Below are 17,869 nucleotides of genomic sequence, written 5' to 3' on the forward strand. Positions count from 1 at the left end.
CCAAGATGCGGTTAACGCTTGCCTCGGGGCCGGGCAGGGTCAAGGTTGCTTTGCGGCTGGCACTGCTCCGGCGCTGTTTTTTGCGCCTGAGGTTCTAGGTGAACCGGTGCACGGCCAGTTCGGAGGCCGGTCCGAAACCGAGCCGGGCATAGAAATCCTCGGATTCCGGCGAGGGAGCCAGCACCATCCGGACGGCTCCGTGGTCCCGGGCAAAGGCCATCGCCGCCTGCATCAGGGCGGTGCCGGCACCGGCGCTGCGGTGTCGAGGCAGCACATACGCATTGCCCAGATACACCCAGCAGGAGGACCCTTTACCCGGCTTGGGCATTCGCTCAAAGATCAGCAGATTCACCATGCCGATCAGCTCCCCGCCCTCCTCAGCCACGAAGAATTCCCGCGGATTGCCTTCCGCCCAGTGCCGGAAGTCTTCTTCAAAACCATCCGGCAAACCGTCTCCGGCTCCGTCCCCGGCCATGCCGCCGGTTGCTGTGAGCTCCGGGACTGGGCCCGGTTCCTGCTCGGCGCTCCAGAGCGCGCGGAGCCTGGCCAGCTGCGGCACATCTGCGGGGTTCCCCTGACGAACGGTGTACATCGGGGCAGGCTACCAAACCTGCCCTGCCGACGGTCTTCGTGGCTTGGCGGTGCGTTGTGTGGCAGGGTGTCGGCATGGACGAATTGATTGTTATGGGTACGGATTCCGCTGCGGTTCATTCCTATGTTGCCCGGCCGGAGGGAACTCCGCGGGGCGGCGTCATTGTCATTCACGAGGCGTGGGGGCTGGTCAACCAGATCCGCAGCGTGGCGGATCGGTTTGCCGCGCAGGGCTACCTGGCTGTCGCCCCGGATTTGCTGGGCGAACACGGCATCACCGATGACGTCGCCACGGAACTCGGCGAGCAGCTCTTCAACCCGGATCCCGAGCAGCGCCACGCCGCGCAGCCGAAGCTGCGGGAACTGATGTCACCGTTCCGCTCCCCGGACTTCTCAGCCCAGGCTTCGGCGCGGGTGCAGTCCTGCTTTGAGTATCTGGAGTCCGCCGAGGGCGTGAACGGGCGGATCGGCGTCGTCGGCTTCTGCATGGGAGGAACCTTTGCCCTCTCCCTCGCCGTCCAGGAACCGCGGCTCAAGGCCTGCGTCTCCTTCTACGGCCGGGCCGACTTCTCCGTTCCCGAGCTTTCAACCATCACTTGCCCGGTTCTGGCCTTTTACGGTGACCAGGACACCGACTTGGTGGATAAGCTCCCCGATTTGGGAGCTGCCATGACCGACGCGGGCATCGATTTCACGGCAGAGGTCTATCCCGGCACCGGCCACGCGTTCTTCAACGACACCAACCGGTTTGCCTACGATAAAGGCGCCGCCGACGACGCCTGGCAGCTCACGCTGGAGTTCCTGGGCAGGACGCTGGCCTAGTTCCGCCCAGCCCCCTCCGGAGGGAGCAGGTCAGCGCCAGTAGTTGTTGGCGGCAGCGATCGTCGCGAACTCGGTGGCAACCACATGGCCGGCGGCAATCAGGCCCTCAGGGTTGTTCGCGTACGCGTCGCGGATAATTTCCTGCACGCGGTCGTCAGGCTGGATCGCGAAGGAGGTCTGCAGGGCCAAACTGAGGGCCAGCCGGCGGCCGTCCTCCGGGCTTGCGCAAATCAGGGTGTTATTGGGAACGAGCTCCATGGTGTCCGTCCTCTCAGGGTGGGCGCGGTGCCCGCGGACCCGCTGTTGCTGCTGGTGAGCGGCGCTGACTGCCCCATTGTGTGCGGCGGTATCTGCCGTTGACAAGGGCCGGGTAAAGCAGGATCACGGGCTCAGGGGCCTTTCGATTCCCACAAGGCCCCTGAGCCCGCGTTGTCCTGCAAATTACGGTGCCGAATCCACGACGGACGTGGTGACCGCGGTCCACTCGATCGCAGTCCCGGCGGGGACGCCGTCAAGGTCCTCAAGCAGCATTTCCCGCTCGCCAATGAGCTGACCGGTGGCGGGGTCGATGATGATTTCCTTCCTCGCCTCGTATCTGCTGGTCTTCATTCCCAGGGAGATCCCGGTTCGCCCGTCCAAGGTTGCTTCCTCCTCCACCACGGTCAGGCCCGGAATCAGTGAAGCAGCCTGATAAAGAGCGGCCCGCAGATCGGCAGGGATGACGCCTGTGCGCAGGGTATCGGCAATCGTGATGAAGGCTTCCTCGTCGGGAGTCGGCCCTGCCCCTTGCGTATTTCCATAGATCAGGTCCAGCAGCCCCTTTGGATCTCGGGGTGCCGTGGCGATCGCCTCCTCCAGTGGCTCGGCGCCCAGAATGCGCTGCGGCGAACCATAGAACTGTCCCTCCGGTGCTCGCAGGAGCTCACCCTGATAGTCGCTCTCTGCCCCCATCCGCTCGGCCTCCCGCCGCGAGGCGTCGTCAAAGAACTCCACGGCCTCCCCGGGCTCGCGGTTCCAGATCCACTCGCCGCCCCGATCCGCCGGTACATACAGCTGCCCGTTTTGGCTTTCCAGCCAGACGAACTGCTCCCCTGTCTCCGTGCTCGCATAAGAGGTGTACACAGCTTTGGTATCAACCAGCAGGTACTGCCCCGGCGCCAGCACCGGATCCGAGGCGGCAATGGTGGTGGCGGCGGCGTCATTGAGCACCTGGGCCGCTGCAGCCGTCGCTCCCGACTGTTCATCCGCCCCGACCACGTCCACCGCCACCAGCGCCGCAATCAGCGCGGCTGCCGCAGAGACGGCAAACACGGTGCGGCGCCAGGGTCTCCGGGAGTGCAGAACGGGCGCCGGCACATCGTGTGCGGGCTCTTCCCCTGCGGCCTTCTGCATCAGTCTCTCCCGCCCCGCGGCCAGGACGGCCGGGGGCACGGTTCCGGTCGTGTTACGCGTGGCGCGGAGCAAGTGCAGTTCGTCCATGATCACTGTCCATTTCGTCGAAAAGAGCAAAGCCGAGGTCCGCACGGAGCTTGCGCCGGGCGCGGTTAATGCGGGAACGGACGGTGCCAATGGGCACTCCGATGGCAGTGGCGATGCCGTCATAGGTCAGGTCCGCCCAGGCATAGAGAAGGATGGCCTCCCGGTCGATCGGTGCCAGCGCCTGCAGCGCCGCTCCAATCCGTAACCGGTCGCCGTCAGCATCCACCGTCGCGTCCACCAGATCCAGTCCGTCGGCAGCTTCCGCGCGGTGGCCGTTCCGCGCCAGGGCGCGCAGCATTCGTGCTTCGGCCCGGTGATGCCGGCGAAGCAGATTGGTGGCGATGCCAAAAAGCCAGGGCCGTACAGCCTCGGCCGGACCGTCAAAGCTCCCCCGGCGTTCAAAGGCAATCAGAAAGGTCTCCGCCATCACGTCCTCGGCGGCGAAGTCACCGGCACGGCGGGCCGCGAACCGGTAGATGTCCGGCGCATGCCGGTCATAGAGTTCCCCAAATATGGCGGGGCCGCTGTGCGACCGCTCCACAATCTCTTTGTCTGTCTTCACACCCTGTAATGCCCGTTCACCAAAATTGGTTCACGGTTCCCCCGTTTTTATTTTTCTTTCAGCTTTCAGTTTTCTTGGACACTGCATTAAACGACGACGGCGCCGCCCGGACCGTGGAAGCGGTCCGGCGCGGCGCCGTCGTGCGTTGTTCTGTGCTGGTCTCCGGAAGGAGAGCGCTTGCCCCTAGAGCTTGGAGGCAACCAGACCGGTCAGGTCGACCAGGCGGTTGGAGTAGCCCCACTCGTTGTCGTACCAGCCGACGATCTTGACCTGGTTGCCCATGACGCGGGTCAGACCGGAGTCGAAGATACAGGAGGACGGGTCGCCCACGATGTCCGAGGAAACAATGGGATCCTCGGTGTACGTGAGGATGCCGGCCCAGCGCGGGTCCTGTGCAGCCTTGGCGTAGGCAGCGTTGATTTCCTCGACCGTGGCTTCCTTTTCCAGCGTGACCGTCAGATCGGTGACGGAGCCGGTGGGGACGGGAACGCGGATGGCGAAGCCGTCCAGCTTGCCCTTCAGCTCCGGCAGGACCAGGCCGATGGCCTTGGCGGCACCGGTGGAGGTGGGAACCATGTTCAGGGCTGCGGCGCGGGCGCGGCGCAGGTCCTTGTGGGGGCCGTCCTGCAGGTTCTGGTCTGCCGTGTAGGCGTGAACCGTGGTCATCAGGCCCTTTTCGATGCCGAAGGCGTCGTTGAGGACCTTGGCCAGCGGGCCCAGGCAGTTGGTGGTGCAGGAAGCGTTGGAGATGATGTTGTGCTTGGCGGGATCGTAGTCGCCGTCGTTCACGCCCATCACCACGGTGAACGCATCACCGGAGGCGGGTGCGGAGACCAGGACCTTCTTGGCACCGGCAGAGATGTGCTTCTGTGCGTCCTCGGCCTTGGTGAAGAAACCGGTGGACTCGATGACGATGTCAACGCCGAGCTCGCCCCAGGGCAGGTTCGCGGGGTCGCGCTCAGCCAGGACCTTGATGGTGGATCCGCCCACTACCAGGTTGCCTTCTTCAACGGAGACCTTTTCGCTCAGGCGTCCGGCAACGGAATCGTACTTCAGCAGGTGCGCCAGCTGGGCGGGATCGCCGAGGTCGTTGACTGCAACAACCTCAAAGCCTTCTCCGTGCTCCAGTGCTGCTCGCAGGAAATTGCGGCCAATGCGACCAAAACCGTTAATTCCGACTCGTACCGTCATGGGGGCCTCCTCAGGCTCGTCAGGATTAGATTTAGAAACTAAATTTATTACCTCCTACAATTATGCTGTTATCACCGCCACACGTCAAAGGCAGCCTCATGGACCCCTCGGCCAACACGCCCCAGCTTCTGCGCCGCACCAACCTTCGTGCGGTGCTCGAGGTGCTGCGTTCCACCCCCTCTGCAACGGGCACCGACCTGATCGAGGCCACCGGCCTGACGCGGGCCACCGTCATTGCCGTTTGCGATGACCTGATCAGCCGCGGCTGGGCGCGGGAGACGGTGCCTCCCCGGCCCGAAGGCCAGAAAGGACGGCCCGCCCGGCGCTTCGAATTCAACGAAAACGCGGGCTACGTCCTGGGGCTCGACGTCGGCATCGCCACCGTCCGGGTATTGGTTGCCGACCTGGCCGGCACCGTCGTCGGCGGTTTCGAAGCGCGCTTCCCCCGCCACGGCGGTGCACCGGTTGAACGACGCCGGGTGCTCACCAACGCGGTTGACGCCGCCCTCAGCGACGCCGGCATCACGTCCGCTGCGGTGCTTTGCGTCGGAACGGGCATCGCGGCACAGGTGTCCGGTGACGGCACCCTCGCCCCGGGACAGCCAACGGCACCCATGTTTGAACTGGGGCTCCAGAAGGAATTCCGTGAAGTCCGGGGATGGCCGATGCTGGTGGAGAACGACGCCAAGCTCGCCGCCCTGGCAGAACGCTGGCGCGGCGTGGGTTCCGGCGAAAAGAACCTTGCCGTCATCCTCGCCGGCGAGCGCCTGGGAAGCGGCATCATTGACGCCGGACGGCTGCTGCGCGGCTCCCGCGGCGGGACCGGAGCCATGGGCGGGCTGGAACTCGTGGAGGGTGTGGGCAATGAGGATGGCATCGCCAAACTCGCCCGCGTCTGGGGCAGCGCGGCCCTGAAAGCCGGTCACAGCGGGCGGATCCGGGAACTGGTGGGCCCCAAGACCAACCGTGCGTCCGCCCGGTACGTGTTTGAGGCCGCTGCGGACGGTGATCCCGTGGCAGAAGAAATCCTGGACCGGATCGCCCAGCGGATGGCGCGGGTGCTGGCCCTGGTTTCTTCGTTCTTTGATCCCCGGCTGATCGTCATTGGCGGCGCCGTGGCGGCGTCGGCCGAGGCACTGCTGCCGGCCATGACGCGCGAACTCGCCGGCTACGTGGCGGAGCCGCCGAGGTTGGCCGTCTCAAACATGGGCAAACTGCTGGTACCTACCGGCGCCCTGCGCCTGGCCCTGGACTATGTGGAGGAGCATCTGCTGGAACTGGTGCCGCAGGTCCGACGTCCCGGCTGATTCCGGCGGAGTGACGCCTGGTCCGTGTGATCAGCGCCGGTGACGAGCTCACGGTTCATTTAGTTCCCGGGCGATTCGCGCCCCGCGAAGCTGCACGTGCGTCGAGGCGGCGGACGGACTCCTGCACGGCGCCGTGCAGCATGATCTCCAGATCGCCGACCACACGGTAGGGGTGTTCGGCCATGCCGTCCCCGACCCACCGCAGCACCACGGCGAGCACGGCCGAGGTGTAAAAGTCGACCACCAGCACGCGGTCTTCCGGGCGCACCGGTCCGCCGCCGTCCTGCTCCATCACCGCCTCGGTGATGGGCCGCATCTGCCGAAAGAGGAACCGCTCAAGCCCGGGCTGCCCCACCCCGTTGAGCACCCCGAGCGTCGACGAGCGGTTGTCGCGCAGATACAGCATCAACCGCACCAGCCCATCGGCCCATCCGACCTCAGCCGCAAAAGCGCGGACCTTTCGGGCGACGTCGGTCTCGAACACCCAGACCGCGAGATCCCGCACGTCGGAGAAGTGGTAGTAGAACGCCTGTCGCGTCAGCCCGCAGTCGCGCGTTAGTTCTGTGACCGTCACCCTATCCAGCGGCTCGGTGCGCAGCCGGGCCTTGAGCGCGGCTGCCAAAGCCGCTCGTGCACTCTCGTGACGCTGCGCGTCGGTACCCTCACCGGTCATGCCTGACGGTAGCACCGGACGTTTTGGACACATCGCATCGTCTGTCTAATGACCCGTGGCGCTTGCGTTTTTACCTTTAAATCCGAAGGCATTTTATACACCGGGCTGCTAAGGAGAGGTCCCTAGATGTTCTTGTACGAATCGATTCCCTGGTACTCCTGGGCGATGTTCGGCGTCGTCCTGGTTGCCCTCATTGCGCTGAACGAAGTGACGCGGCGCTGGAAGTGGGCCGGTCTGGCTTTCTTCGTTGCGCTGCCCATCCTCCTGACCGTGTTCGTGTGGCCCACGACCGCCGGAGAAGGGTCGTCCACAGGCACATGGTTCCACTGGGTGAAGGTGTACTCGGCACTCCTCGGGTGCCTGGGCTTCATGCTCATCCGGTACGTCCCGCGCCTGGCGAAGAACCGCTGGATGCTGATGTTCCCTGCACTGATCCTGGCGATCAACATCGCCGAGGCGGTCATCCGCGACTTTGAGGTGGCGGGCCTGCAGGGCATGCACGACGGCGTCTTCATGGTCGGCGGTCCATGGAACTACATGAACGCCATCGCCGGCATCCTGAACCTGCTCACCATCTGCGGCTGGACGGGCATCATCGTCTCCCGCGACAAGTCGAAGGACATGATCTGGCCCGACATGATGTGGTTCTGGATCATCGCGTACGACCTGTGGAACTTCGCCTACGTCTACAACTGCGTCGGCGACCACTCGTTCTACGCCGGTGCGGCGCTGCTCATCTCCTGCACCATCCCCGCGTTCTTCCTCAAGAAGGGTGCGTGGCTGCAGCACCGCGCCCACACGCTGGCGCTGTGGATGATGTTCACGATGGCGGTCCCCACGTTCGTGAGCACGTCGCCGTTCGCCGTCGAATCCTCGCACAACCCGACCGCGCTGTTCGTCGTCTCCGCCATCTCGCTGGCGGCCAACATCGCCGTCGCTGTCTACCAAGTGTTCACCATCGTCAAGCGGCACCGCAATCCGCTGCGTGACGAGCTGTACACCCACCTGCCTCAGTACCAGGAGGTGCGCGACGCGAACCTCCCCGGCGAGTCCCCGGCTGCCCTGCCTGGGTCCCCGGGAACGGGCCGGCCGGTCACCGTCTGATCCGGCCAGGCGCCGGCAGGGCATAAAAAAGCCGCTCCTCCTCAGCACTACATCTGAGGAGCGGCTTTTTTCAGTGGAGCCCCCTGCCGGATTCGAACCGGCGACCCCCTGTTTACAAGACAGGTGCTCTGGCCAGCTGAGCTAAGGGGGCGGCGCCGGCCAAAGCCGGCAACCGCCGTCGTCGTGCTTGAAAAAAGGCAAACACGGCAACTGCGCTAGACAAGGTTAGCCCAGAGCGCCCGTTCCCGCGAAACCCGCAAGGGGCGGCGCTGGAAACGGGCGCACCGGAGAACCGAAAAAGAGTTACTTGGTGGCTGCGATTGCGCCCTCAACGGCGGCGGTGAAATCGTTCGCATTGGTCTCGGCACCGTTGACGTACACGGCGGGGGTCCCGCCAACGTAGTCAACGCGGGCCAGGCGGTCCGTGTACTTCACGAAGGCACGGAAGCCGTCGTTCTTGATGCAGTCGGCGGCGTCGCCGGCGCCCACGGAGTCAGCCATGTCAGCCAGTTCGGCGTTCTTCATTTCGCCCTGCTCATAGTGGCCGAAAATTGCAGTCATGAAATCCCAGTAGGACTCAGGATTGGTGTCCGCGACACAGGCGGCGGCATTAGCGCCCCGGGAAGAATAATTGCTGGGTGAACCGCGGTCCAGGAAAGCAACCGTGCGGTACTGGAACGTCACGTCGCCGGCATCCAGCCACGAGGCGATCTGGGAGTTGTAGGCAGCCTCAAACTCTGCACAGTGAACACAGTTCACGTCCACGTACACCACAATGGGCACCGGCTGGCCGGCCTCGGCGGGAGTAATACCCGGGGGAACCGGGGCGTCTTCCTTATCCTCGGTCGGTGCGTCCGGCAGCGTCGTGACGTCCACATCGAACGGTTCCTCGGGCTGCAGCGAGTCCGTGGACGTAACCGTAATGCCGCCGTACTGGTTAGCATTGGCCGGCGATGTACCGGTTTCCGCCTCAGCGCCGTTGCCGCTGCGGATGGAATTAATCACGATCAGCGCAACGATCACGATGATGGCCACCACGGCAACCACCACGCCCCAGCGGATCAGGAGCTTGTTGCGCCGCTCCTTTTTCTTCTGGGCTTCACGCAGGGCGCGCGCCTGGTCACGCGCAGCAGCCGTACGATCAGCTTTGCTGGGCTTGGGGTTCCGCTCAGTCATAGTTCCTCATGTCTCTCTCGCACCTGCCCGTCTGGGCATGCGGCCGGCAGGCAACAGTTTAGGCCAACGAGTGTGCAGGCCCTTACTTGCAACGGCTTCAACGGGCACAAAGTTTCCGGCCTTGGATAGAGTGGCCTAAACACTTAAGCCAACAAGGGGTCCATATCGTGAACGCTGCTGCCGCCGATTCCGCAGAAAATGCCAGGGACGGGTATGGCGATTTCGACTTCATCGTAGTTTCCAACCGTCTTCCGGTGGACCGGGTTAGCACCGACGAAGGCGAAAGCTGGCGGCGCTCCCCGGGCGGGCTGGTCACAGCGCTGGCCCCGGTCATGGCCAAGGCCGACGGCGCCTGGGTGGGCTGGCACGGAGCTCCGGACGAGGAACTGAAGGAGTTCGATCATGACAACATGCATCTGCTCCCGGTCCCCCTGAGCGCTTCCGAGGTGGAGCTGTACTACGAGGGCTTCTCCAACGCCACCCTCTGGCCGCTCTACCACGACGTGATTGCACCGCCGGAATTCCACCGCACCTGGTGGGACTCCTACCGTACGGTGAACCGCCGCTTCGCCGACGCCGCTGCCACCATGGCGGCCAAGGGCGCCACCGTCTGGGTTCAGGATTACCAGCTGCAGCTGGTCCCGCAGATGCTGCGCAAGGACCGGCCGGACCTGAAAATCGGCTTCTTCAACCACATTCCCTTCCCGCCGCTGGAGATCTTCGCCCAGCTGCCGTGGCGCCGCAACATCATTGAGGGCCTGCTCGGCGCGGACCTGATCGGCTTCCAGCGTCCCTCCGACGCCAGCAACTTCCTGCGCTGCGTCCGCCGCTTTGCCGGCCACACGGTCCGGCAGCAGCAGGTGCACGTCACCACCAACGACGGCGTCTCCTACGTTTCGCGGGCCGAAGCCTTTCCGATTTCCATTGACGTGGACCAGATCACCGAGCTGGCCAAGCGCGAGGACATCATCGAGCGGTCCAAGCAGATCCGCCGGGAACTGGGAGATCCCAAGACCATCCTGCTCGGCGTGGACCGGCTGGACTACACCAAGGGCATCAGCCACCGGCTCAAGGCCTACGGCGAGCTCCTCGAGGACGGCAAGCTCAACGTCGAGGATGCCTCCCTGATCCAGGTGGCCAGCCCCAGCCGGGAGCGCGTGGAACAGTACCGGCTCCTGCGCGAAGAAGTTGAAGGCACCGTCGGCCGAATCAACGGCACGTACGACACCATGGGCAACACTGCCATCCGCTACCTGCACCACAGCTACCCGGTGGAGGAAATGGTGGCCCTGTACCTGGCCGCCGACGTCATGCTGGTCACTGCCCTGCGGGACGGCATGAACCTGGTGGCCAAGGAGTATGTGGCCGCCCGCATCAATAACACCGGCGCCCTTGTGCTCAGCGAATTTGCCGGCGCCGCGGACCAGCTGCGCCAGGCCATTCTGATGAACCCGCATGACATCGACGGGCTTAAGGACTCGATCCTGTCGGCGATCAACATGCCGGACCGCGAAGCCCAGCGCCGCATGCGTCTGATGCGCCGGCAGGTCCTGCAGAACGACGTCGAACGCTGGTCCAAGAACTTCCTCAACGCCCTGCAGCAGGTGGAGCCGGAGGCTGCCCAGTGAGCAATCTTCCCGAGGGGCTTGCAGAAGCACTGGCCCGGCTGGCCTCATCCGAAACACTGCTGGTCGCGCTGGACTTTGACGGCACCCTGGCTCCGCTGGTGGAACATGCCGACGACGCACGCCCGCTGCCGGAATCCGCTGCCGCGGTTGCCGCACTGGGGGCCCTTCCCGGAACCTTCACGGCACTCATCTCCGGACGTGCCCTGGACAGCCTGCGCCGGACGGCCTCCCCCGAGCCGGAAACCATGCTGATCGGCAGTCACGGCGCGGAGGCCTGGACGGGGCCCAATGCGCAGCCGCTGCGGCTGACCCCGGAGCAGGCAAGCCTGCTGGCCCGCGCACGGCAGGCCGTGGAAACCGTGACCAGCGCACACCCCGGCACCTGGCTGGAAGAAAAGCCAGCCGGCGTCGTGCTCCATACCCGCAGCGCCCCTGATGACGTGGCATCCGCTGCGACCGATGCCGCCCGGCGCGGCCTCGGCGCGCTCGACGGCGTGCAGGTCACCGACGGGAAGCGGGTACTGGAAGCCTCCGTGGTGCACACGAACAAGGGCGAGGGCATCCGCGCGCTGCGCGAACTCACCGGAGCCGGGGCCGTGCTCTTCGCCGGGGACGACGTGACCGACGAGCGCGGATTCGCCGCCCTGCAGCCCGGCGACCTGGGTATCAAAATCGGGCCCGGCGACACCCGGGCGGCTTTCCGGGTCGAGTCCCCGGAAGCCTTTACCCAGGTCCTGGAAACACTGCTGGAATTGCGCCGCAGCGGCAGGTAAGCAGTACGGGCCGAGCGTATGGCATACTGACCCTGTGACCGCGGCCACAACCGCTGCCACTCGCTCTTTAACTCAATAGCACTTCACAACGGATCGTCGGGCACGTACCTGCCCGTGAAGGAGAAATATCATGGCAACGGTAACGTTTGACCAGGCCACACGCCTGTACCCGGGCACTGAACGCCCCGCAGTGGATAACCTCACCCTGGAGATCGCCGACGGCGAATTCCTGGTTCTGGTTGGTCCCTCCGGCTGCGGAAAGTCCACCTCGCTGCGCATGCTCGCCGGACTCGAAGACGTCAACTCAGGCCGCATCCTCATCGGTGACCGCGACGTCACCGATGTTCCGCCCAAAGACCGTGACATTGCCATGGTGTTCCAGAACTACGCTCTTTACCCGCACATGTCCGTGGCGGACAACATGGGATTTGCCCTGAAGATCGCCGGCGTCGGCAAGGAAGAGCGGATGGAACGCGTCCGCGATGCCGCCAAGCTGCTCGACCTTGAGGATTACCTGGACCGCAAGCCGAAGGCACTCTCCGGCGGCCAGCGCCAGCGTGTCGCCATGGGCCGTGCCATCGTCCGTAACCCGCAGGTCTTCCTTATGGATGAGCCGCTGTCCAACCTCGATGCGAAGCTGCGCGTGCAGACCCGTACCCAGATTGCGTCCCTGACCCGGCGCCTGGGCGTCACCACGGTGTACGTCACGCACGACCAGGTTGAGGCCATGACCATGGGTGACCGCGTGGCAGTGCTCAAGGACGGAATCCTGCAGCAGGTGGACACCCCGCGCAATCTGTACGACCACCCCAAGAACGTCTTCGTCGCCGGCTTCATTGGTTCTCCGGCCATGAACCTGCTGGAACTGCCCGTAGTGGACGGCGGCGTGGCCTTTGGCGGCGCCATCTACCCGGTATCCAGCTCGGTGCTGGGCCAGGCTGCCGGTAACACGGTCACCGTTGGTGTTCGCCCCGAAGATCTGGAAATCGTGGATTCCTCCGGCTCCGGCCTGAAGGTGGAAGTTGACGTGGTTGAGGAGCTCGGCGCCGATGCTTACGTCTACGGCCACACCACGCTCGACGGATCCGATCGGGACATGGTCGTCCGTGTCGACGGCCGCCGTCCCCCGATGAAGGGTGACACCCTGTATGTCCGCCCGCAGCAGGGCCATGTGCACCTGTTTGACGCCAGCAACGGGGAGCGTCTGGCCGATCAGGCCTAAACCTCTCCGCTGATATGCGGTGGCTCCTGCACCTGTTCTAAACTCGTGTATGGGGCCACCGCATTGCTGTTTAACTCAGTACTGTCTTCCAGACAGAACGTTCACCCAAAGGCATGTGCTTATGACCGAACCCGCAGGCGCCCAGTGGCGAGATGAACCAACGGACTATGAGCAGACGGGCAAACTGCCGCGCCTGAGGACTGCTTCGCCGGAAAAAGCCCTGGCGTCCCTGAACATTACGGCAGCGTCCATGGACCCGGCGCTGCTGGACCTGCCCTGGCACCTGCCGCTGGAGGAGTGGCCCAAGGAGAATCTTGCCGCCCTGCCCCGCGGCATTTCCCGCCACGTCGTCCGTTTTGCCCGGATGGGCGACGAGTTGATCGCCATCAAGGAAACCAGCGAGCATGTAGCCCGGCAGGAATATCACATGCTGCGCAAGCTTCGCCGGCTCAATGTCCCGAGCGTGGCGCCGGTGGCCGTGATTACCGGCCGTTTTGATGCGGACGGCAACGAGCTGCAGCCCGTCCTGGTCACCAAGCACCTGCGCTTTTCCTTGCCGTACCGCGCCGTCTTTTCCCAGACCCTGCGCCAGGTGACGCTGACCCGTCTCATCGACGCCCAGGCCCTTCTCCTGGTGCGCCTGCACCTGGCCGGGTTCTACTGGGGCGATGTTTCCCTTTCCAACACGCTTTTCCGCCGCGACGCCGGCGCCTTTGCCGCCTACTTGGTGGACGCGGAAACCGGAGAACTCTATCCCGAGCTCTCCCGCGGGCAGCGCGAATATGATCTCGAGATCGCCCGAGTGAACATTGCCGGAGAACTGATGGACCTCGCCGAGGGCGGCCTGATCGAGGACACCGTTGATCCGCTGGCCACCAGCGAGCGGATCATGGACAGTTACCGGAACCTCTGGGCGGAGCTCACGGAAAAGGAGTCCTTCGAACTGGGTGAACGCTGGCGCGTGAATGCGCGTATTCGGCGCCTGAATGACCTCGGGTTCGACGTCGACGAACTCACCATCAAGACCACCGCCGACGGCACCCAGGTGCAGCTGCAGCCCAAGGTGGTCGACGCCGGCCACCACCAGCGCCGCCTGCTGCGCCTGACCGGTTTGGACGCCCAGGAAAACCAGGCCCGGCGCCTGCTCAATGACATGGATTCCTACCGGGCGGACAACAACCCGGACTTGGAAGAGGAACTCAGCGCACATCTGTGGGTCACCCAGGTCTTCGAGCCGATCGTGAAGTCCGTGCCGCGTGAGTTGGGCAGCAAGCTGGAACAGGCCGAAGTGGTGCACGAGGTGCTCGAGCACCGGTGGTACATGTCCGAGAAGGAAAACCGCAACGTGCCCATGGCGGAGGCAGTGCAGTCCTACATGGACACGGTGCTCCGCCACCGCCGGGATGAGGCCGCGATTCTGCTCAGCACCGACACCCGCACCATGAACATCCTGGAAGCGGGCGGCTCACCCGACCAGATGGCTGACGGCTAACCTTCGCCGGGCAGACCGTCCCGCTCCCGCCTGTGGTGCAGTTCATGGCAGCACGGGCAGCGATTCGCTTTAATTGCGTTGATGGAACTGATTAAAGACCTTCCCCAGACAGGAGGACGCTCCTCAAGTATGTCCACATCAGCACTTTCCCGCTTACCAGGAGGGGTGCTCCAGACAGTACCCGTCCACGACGGACAGCCCGGCAAAGAGTGGTGGCGGTCCTCGGTGATTTACCAGATCTATCCGCGGTCCTTCCGCGATCTGCGCGGAGACGGTGTCGGCGACCTCCCGGGCATCACCGAAGAAATTCCCGCCCTGGCAGAACTGGCAATCGACGCCATCTGGCTCTCGCCGTTCTACCGCTCCCCCCAGAAGGACGCCGGCTACGACGTTGCCGATTACTGCGCCGTCGACCCGATTTTCGGCACTCTGGATGACTTCGACGCCCTCGTGGCCAGGGCCGGAGAGTACGGGATCCGTGTCATCGTGGATCTGGTGCCGAACCACTGCTCCGACCAGCATCCCCTTTTCCAGGCCGCACTGGCTTCGGCCCCCGGATCCCCGGCCCGCGACATGTTCATTTTTCGCGATGGTACCGGCGAGCACGGTGAATTGCCGCCGAACAACTGGCAGTCCCACTTTGGCGGTCCGGCGTGGACCCGCATCACCAACCCGGACGGCACCCCCGGCCAGTGGTACCTGCACCTCTTCGATACTTCCCAGCCGGACTTCAACTGGGACAACCCTGCCGTCCGGACGGAGTTCGAGCGCATTCTGCGCTTCTGGCTGGACCGCGGCGTGGGCGGCTTCCGGGTGGACGTGGCGCATGCGCTGATCAAGAAATCCGGGCTGCCGGACTGGGGCGGGACGGCCGACGGCGCGTCCTCGGAGGGCTTCCCGGGATACGAGGCCCCCATGTTCGGCCAGGCGGAGATCCACGATATCTTCCGGTCCTGGCGGAAGCTCCTCGATGAGTACGACGGCGACCGGGTGCTCTGCGCCGAAGCGAACGTGGATCCGCTGGATCGGTTGACGGACTGGGTCCGCTCGGATGAGATGCAGCAGGCCTTCAACTTCGCCTTCCTGACGCATCCGTGGGATGCCCCCAAACTGCGCGAGATCATCGATTCTTCGCTGAAGGCTTTCGACAAGGTGGGTGCGCCCACCACCTGGGTGCTCTCCAATCACGACGTCGTCCGGCATGTGTCCCGCTTTGGGCTGGAAGCCAACACCCTGCGCAGCGGCGACGGCATTGGCCCCCTCGACACCCAGCCGCAGTATCAGCTGGGCGCGGCGAGGGCGCGGGCAGCGACGCTGCTGATGCTCGCCCTGCCCGGCGGGGTCTACCTCTACCAAGGTGAAGAGCTCGGGCTGCCCGACCACACCCTGATGGCCGATGAATTCCGGCAGGATCCGACGTATCACCGCACAGCCGGGCTCCGCGTCGGCCGCGACGGCAGCCGCGTGCCGCTGCCCTGGAAGGTCAGCGAACCGTCCTACGGGTTCAGCAGCACCGGAAAAACGTGGCTGCCGCAGCCCGGTTATTGGGGCCGGCACGCACGCGATATCCAACGCAGCGATCAGTTCTCGTCGCTGAACATGTACCGCAAGGCCCTGGACCTGCGGCGTGAGCTTGGACTGGGTGCCGGAACCCTGGCGTGGTGGCCCGACCATGACGGCGAGGGCCTGGTGGCCTTCGTCAACAACAACGTCCTGGTTGCCATGAACATGGGCGAAAACCCGGTGCAGCTCCCGCAACTCCCCGTCCTGGCCACCAGCTCGGCCTCCGCCCTTGAGGGGACCAGAATCCGCCCCAACAGCACGGTCTGGCTTCAGCTGCCGGCTACCGCGGAAGAATAGCCTTTCCGGGATTGAGAATCCCGGCAGGGTCAAAGGCAGCTTTGATGCGCCGCTGCAGTTCCAGCACTTCCTCCTGCTGTTCCTGCGCGAGCCAGCGAAGCTTGAACTGGCCCACCCCATGTTCGCCGGTGATGGTGCCGCCCATCGCAAGGGCGACGGCAATGGATTCATCGAGGGCAGCGTCCAGCCGTTGAACGGCAGCGCTGCCCTCAGCCTTTTCCACCCAGAAGGTCGGGTGCAGGTTGCCGTCCCCGGCATGTGCCACCACTTTCAGCCGGACCTGGTGCCTGCGCGCCATGGAGTTGAGTTCAGCTATATAGGACACCAGCCGGGACCGCGGCACCGCCACGTCCTCCCCCACCCGGTGTTCGGTGTGGACAGCGTCTCCGCGGCTGTGCCGGCGCAGGTCCACCATCTCCACCGCTTCATCCGAACCTTCCACGGTGACCAGCCCGCCGGCGGCGGTGAGGACTGAACGGACAACGTCCGCCTCGGCATCTGCCCCGTAGCCGTCAGTTTGAATCAGCAGCAGTGCAGCGCCGCGGGAGCGCAGAAGGGACCCGTGGGCGGCATCCAGCGCCACCATGGTCTCGGCGTCGAGCAGCTCCATGATGGCCGGCTGTACACGCGCACGGCCGACCGCCAGCACGCCGGCTGCCGCGCTTTCAATGTCCGGGAAGAAGCCGGCGAGCGTGCATACTTTGACGGGCAGGTAGCGCAGCCGTACGGTAATTCCGACGACGATGCCCAGGGTTCCTTCGGAGCCCGTGAAAAGCCCGGTCAGGTCGTATCCCGCCACTCCCTTAAAGGTCTGGTGTCCGGTGCTGACGAGTGTGCCGTCAGCGAGAACGACGTCGAGGGCCAGTACCGAGTCCCGGGTCACCCCGTACTTGGCGCAGCGCAGCCCGCCGGCGTTGGTCGCCACGTTCCCGCCAACGGTGGACATCCGGTAGCTCGCCGGGTCAGGTGCATACATCAAGCCGAACTCGGCAGCGGCATTGTTGAGATCCGCATTGATGACTCCGGGCTCTACCCTTGCCAGCTCATCTTCGGGCCGGATTTCGAGGATCCGGTTCATTCGTTCCAGGCTGACCACAATGCTGCCGGCGGTGGCGTGTGCGCCGCCGGAAACTCCCGTCCCGGCGCCGCGCGGAACAACTGCTGTTCCGGTGCGCGAGGCCCAGCGCAGGACCTGCTGTACGTCACCGACGGTCCGCGGCCACACAACGGCCAGCGGATTGACGTTCTCCAGCACGGGCCCCTGGTCGGTGCCGTAGGCCGCCAACACCTCGTCTGAGGTTTGCACCTCAATGTCCGGCAGGGAGCGGGCAAGGTCCAGGAGCGTGTCGGGCGTCATACGAGGATGCTACCGGGCACCCATGAAACGTGCGTAACGGTCAAGGATCTGCGGCCAGGCCACTGCAAATTTCCCCGCCGCTTCCTCGGCTTCCGGAACCGTTGCGAACCCCGAATGCTGCACAGTGACACTGGTGGTTGCCGCGTCCACCGGCTCAAAGGAAATACGGACTTCGGTTGGGGTCTGCGGGCTGTGGCCACGTACCCAGTCCAGGACAATTTCGGAATCCTGGACCCGTTCTGCCACTGTGGCCCATACGGCGCTCTCTCCCTCGGGGCCGCTTTCCGTCAGCGCGGCTGATTCAATCTCGGGGTGTGTGCCCTCGCCGAACTCAGTGAATTCTTCCGGCCACCAGAGATGCAGGTATTCGGTGAAGCCGTTGAACGCTTCATGCAGCTCGCGGGGCACTTGACGCTTTACAACGACGTCCGGAACGGAGGCGGCATCTTTCGCCGGCTCGGGCTGCTCAGCGTGCGAAAAAAGGGAAGAGTTCATGGTCCAAGCCTAGCCCGCCCGCGATATGGCACGGGGGGGGTGTTAAACAGTTCAGGCCCGCACCATACGGTGCGGGCCTGAACCTCTCAACCAAATATTGTCCGGCGGTGACCTACTCTCCCACACCCTCCCGGATG

General features: G+C 64.7%; 17 protein-coding genes and 1 tRNA gene. 8 read left to right on the forward strand and 10 right to left on the reverse strand.

The window, feature by feature from the left end:
- Window positions 1-94: 94 nt before the first annotated feature.
- Window positions 95-592: a GNAT family N-acetyltransferase gene (locus AC4D2Q_RS17040; protein ID WP_490947612.1), complete on the reverse strand. Its 498-nt coding sequence runs from the start codon at window positions 590-592 to the stop codon at window positions 95-97.
- A gap of 74 nt (window positions 593-666) precedes the next feature.
- Here AC4D2Q_RS17040 and AC4D2Q_RS17045 point away from each other — a divergent pair, with 74 nt between their 5' ends.
- Window positions 667-1,413: a dienelactone hydrolase family protein gene (locus AC4D2Q_RS17045; protein WP_490947613.1), complete on the forward strand. Its 747-nt coding sequence runs from the start codon at window positions 667-669 to the stop codon at window positions 1,411-1,413.
- 30 nt (window positions 1,414-1,443) lie between these two features.
- On the opposite strand, the gene AC4D2Q_RS17050 is transcribed toward AC4D2Q_RS17045, so the two are convergent.
- The 4 genes from AC4D2Q_RS17050 to gap form a co-directional block, all read right to left on the reverse strand.
- The gene (locus tag AC4D2Q_RS17050) at window positions 1,444-1,671 is read right to left on the reverse strand and encodes a hexameric tyrosine-coordinated heme protein (RefSeq protein WP_490927643.1); all 228 of its coding nucleotides are present in this window, start codon (window positions 1,669-1,671) and stop codon (window positions 1,444-1,446) included.
- Between the two features lie 183 nt (window positions 1,672-1,854).
- Window positions 1,855-2,892, reverse strand: a complete 1,038-nt coding sequence (locus tag AC4D2Q_RS17055; RefSeq protein ID WP_490947614.1) for a CU044_5270 family protein — start codon at window positions 2,890-2,892, stop codon at window positions 1,855-1,857.
- Window positions 2,858-3,454: an RNA polymerase sigma factor gene (locus AC4D2Q_RS17060; RefSeq protein ID WP_490927641.1), complete on the reverse strand. Its 597-nt coding sequence runs from the start codon at window positions 3,452-3,454 to the stop codon at window positions 2,858-2,860. The genes AC4D2Q_RS17055 and AC4D2Q_RS17060 overlap by 35 nt, the downstream gene beginning before the upstream one ends.
- 183 nt (window positions 3,455-3,637) lie before the next feature.
- Window positions 3,638-4,645 carry a type I glyceraldehyde-3-phosphate dehydrogenase gene (gene gap / locus AC4D2Q_RS17065; RefSeq protein WP_490927640.1) on the reverse strand — a complete coding sequence of 336 codons (1,008 nt, stop codon included), beginning with the start codon at window positions 4,643-4,645 and terminating at the stop codon, window positions 3,638-3,640.
- 98 nt (window positions 4,646-4,743) lie between these two features.
- On the opposite strand from gap, the gene AC4D2Q_RS17070 reads away from it, so the two are divergent.
- Window positions 4,744-5,952, forward strand: coding sequence for an ROK family protein (locus tag AC4D2Q_RS17070; protein WP_490927639.1), 1,209 nt, complete (start codon window positions 4,744-4,746; stop codon window positions 5,950-5,952).
- Between the two features lie 55 nt (window positions 5,953-6,007).
- Here AC4D2Q_RS17070 and AC4D2Q_RS17075 read toward each other — a convergent pair whose 3' ends face one another.
- Window positions 6,008-6,625, reverse strand: coding sequence for a TetR-like C-terminal domain-containing protein (locus tag AC4D2Q_RS17075; protein WP_490947615.1), 618 nt, complete (start codon window positions 6,623-6,625; stop codon window positions 6,008-6,010).
- A gap of 126 nt (window positions 6,626-6,751) precedes the next feature.
- On the opposite strand from AC4D2Q_RS17075, the gene AC4D2Q_RS17080 reads away from it, so the two are divergent.
- Window positions 6,752-7,729, forward strand: a complete 978-nt coding sequence (locus AC4D2Q_RS17080) for a DUF5692 family protein (protein WP_490947616.1) — start codon at window positions 6,752-6,754, stop codon at window positions 7,727-7,729.
- Between the two features lie 74 nt (window positions 7,730-7,803).
- Here the strand turns inward: AC4D2Q_RS17080 and AC4D2Q_RS17085 are convergent.
- Together AC4D2Q_RS17085 and AC4D2Q_RS17090 are read right to left on the reverse strand one after the other, a co-directional pair.
- Window positions 7,804-7,880, reverse strand: a tRNA-Thr gene (locus AC4D2Q_RS17085).
- A 152-nt stretch (window positions 7,881-8,032) separates the two neighbouring features.
- Window positions 8,033-8,905, reverse strand: a complete 873-nt coding sequence (locus AC4D2Q_RS17090; RefSeq protein ID WP_490927637.1) for a DsbA family protein — start codon at window positions 8,903-8,905, stop codon at window positions 8,033-8,035.
- A gap of 167 nt (window positions 8,906-9,072) precedes the next feature.
- Between AC4D2Q_RS17090 and otsA the strand changes: the two genes are divergently transcribed.
- From otsA to AC4D2Q_RS17115, 5 genes are all read left to right on the forward strand, one after another.
- The gene (otsA, locus tag AC4D2Q_RS17095) at window positions 9,073-10,533 is read left to right on the forward strand and encodes an alpha,alpha-trehalose-phosphate synthase (UDP-forming) (RefSeq protein WP_490947617.1); all 1,461 of its coding nucleotides are present in this window, start codon (window positions 9,073-9,075) and stop codon (window positions 10,531-10,533) included.
- A complete protein-coding gene (otsB, locus tag AC4D2Q_RS17100) occupies window positions 10,530-11,306 on the forward strand; it encodes a trehalose-phosphatase (protein WP_490947618.1) in 777 nt (258 codons plus the stop codon). Before otsA ends, otsB begins: the two co-directional genes overlap by 4 nt.
- 130 nt (window positions 11,307-11,436) lie before the next feature.
- Window positions 11,437-12,528 (forward strand): ABC transporter ATP-binding protein, encoded by a 1,092-nt coding sequence (locus tag AC4D2Q_RS17105; RefSeq protein WP_490927634.1) that lies wholly within the window; start codon window positions 11,437-11,439, stop codon window positions 12,526-12,528.
- A gap of 121 nt (window positions 12,529-12,649) precedes the next feature.
- Complete coding sequence (locus tag AC4D2Q_RS17110) at window positions 12,650-14,020, forward strand: DUF4032 domain-containing protein (protein ID WP_490927633.1); 1,371 nt, start codon at window positions 12,650-12,652, stop codon at window positions 14,018-14,020.
- A gap of 129 nt (window positions 14,021-14,149) precedes the next feature.
- Window positions 14,150-15,880: a glycoside hydrolase family 13 protein gene (locus AC4D2Q_RS17115; RefSeq protein ID WP_490947619.1), complete on the forward strand. Its 1,731-nt coding sequence runs from the start codon at window positions 14,150-14,152 to the stop codon at window positions 15,878-15,880.
- Here AC4D2Q_RS17115 and AC4D2Q_RS17120 read toward each other — a convergent pair.
- Window positions 15,864-17,237: an FAD-binding oxidoreductase gene (locus tag AC4D2Q_RS17120; protein WP_490947620.1), complete on the reverse strand. Its 1,374-nt coding sequence runs from the start codon at window positions 17,235-17,237 to the stop codon at window positions 15,864-15,866. The two genes, AC4D2Q_RS17115 and AC4D2Q_RS17120, sit on opposite strands and share 17 nt — an antisense overlap.
- Before the next feature lie 9 nt (window positions 17,238-17,246).
- A complete protein-coding gene (locus tag AC4D2Q_RS17125) occupies window positions 17,247-17,732 on the reverse strand; it encodes an SRPBCC family protein (protein WP_490927630.1) in 486 nt (161 codons plus the stop codon).
- Between the last annotated feature and the right edge of the window lie 137 nt (window positions 17,733-17,869).

It is taken from the genome of Arthrobacter sp. TJ-178, assembly GCF_058269275.1.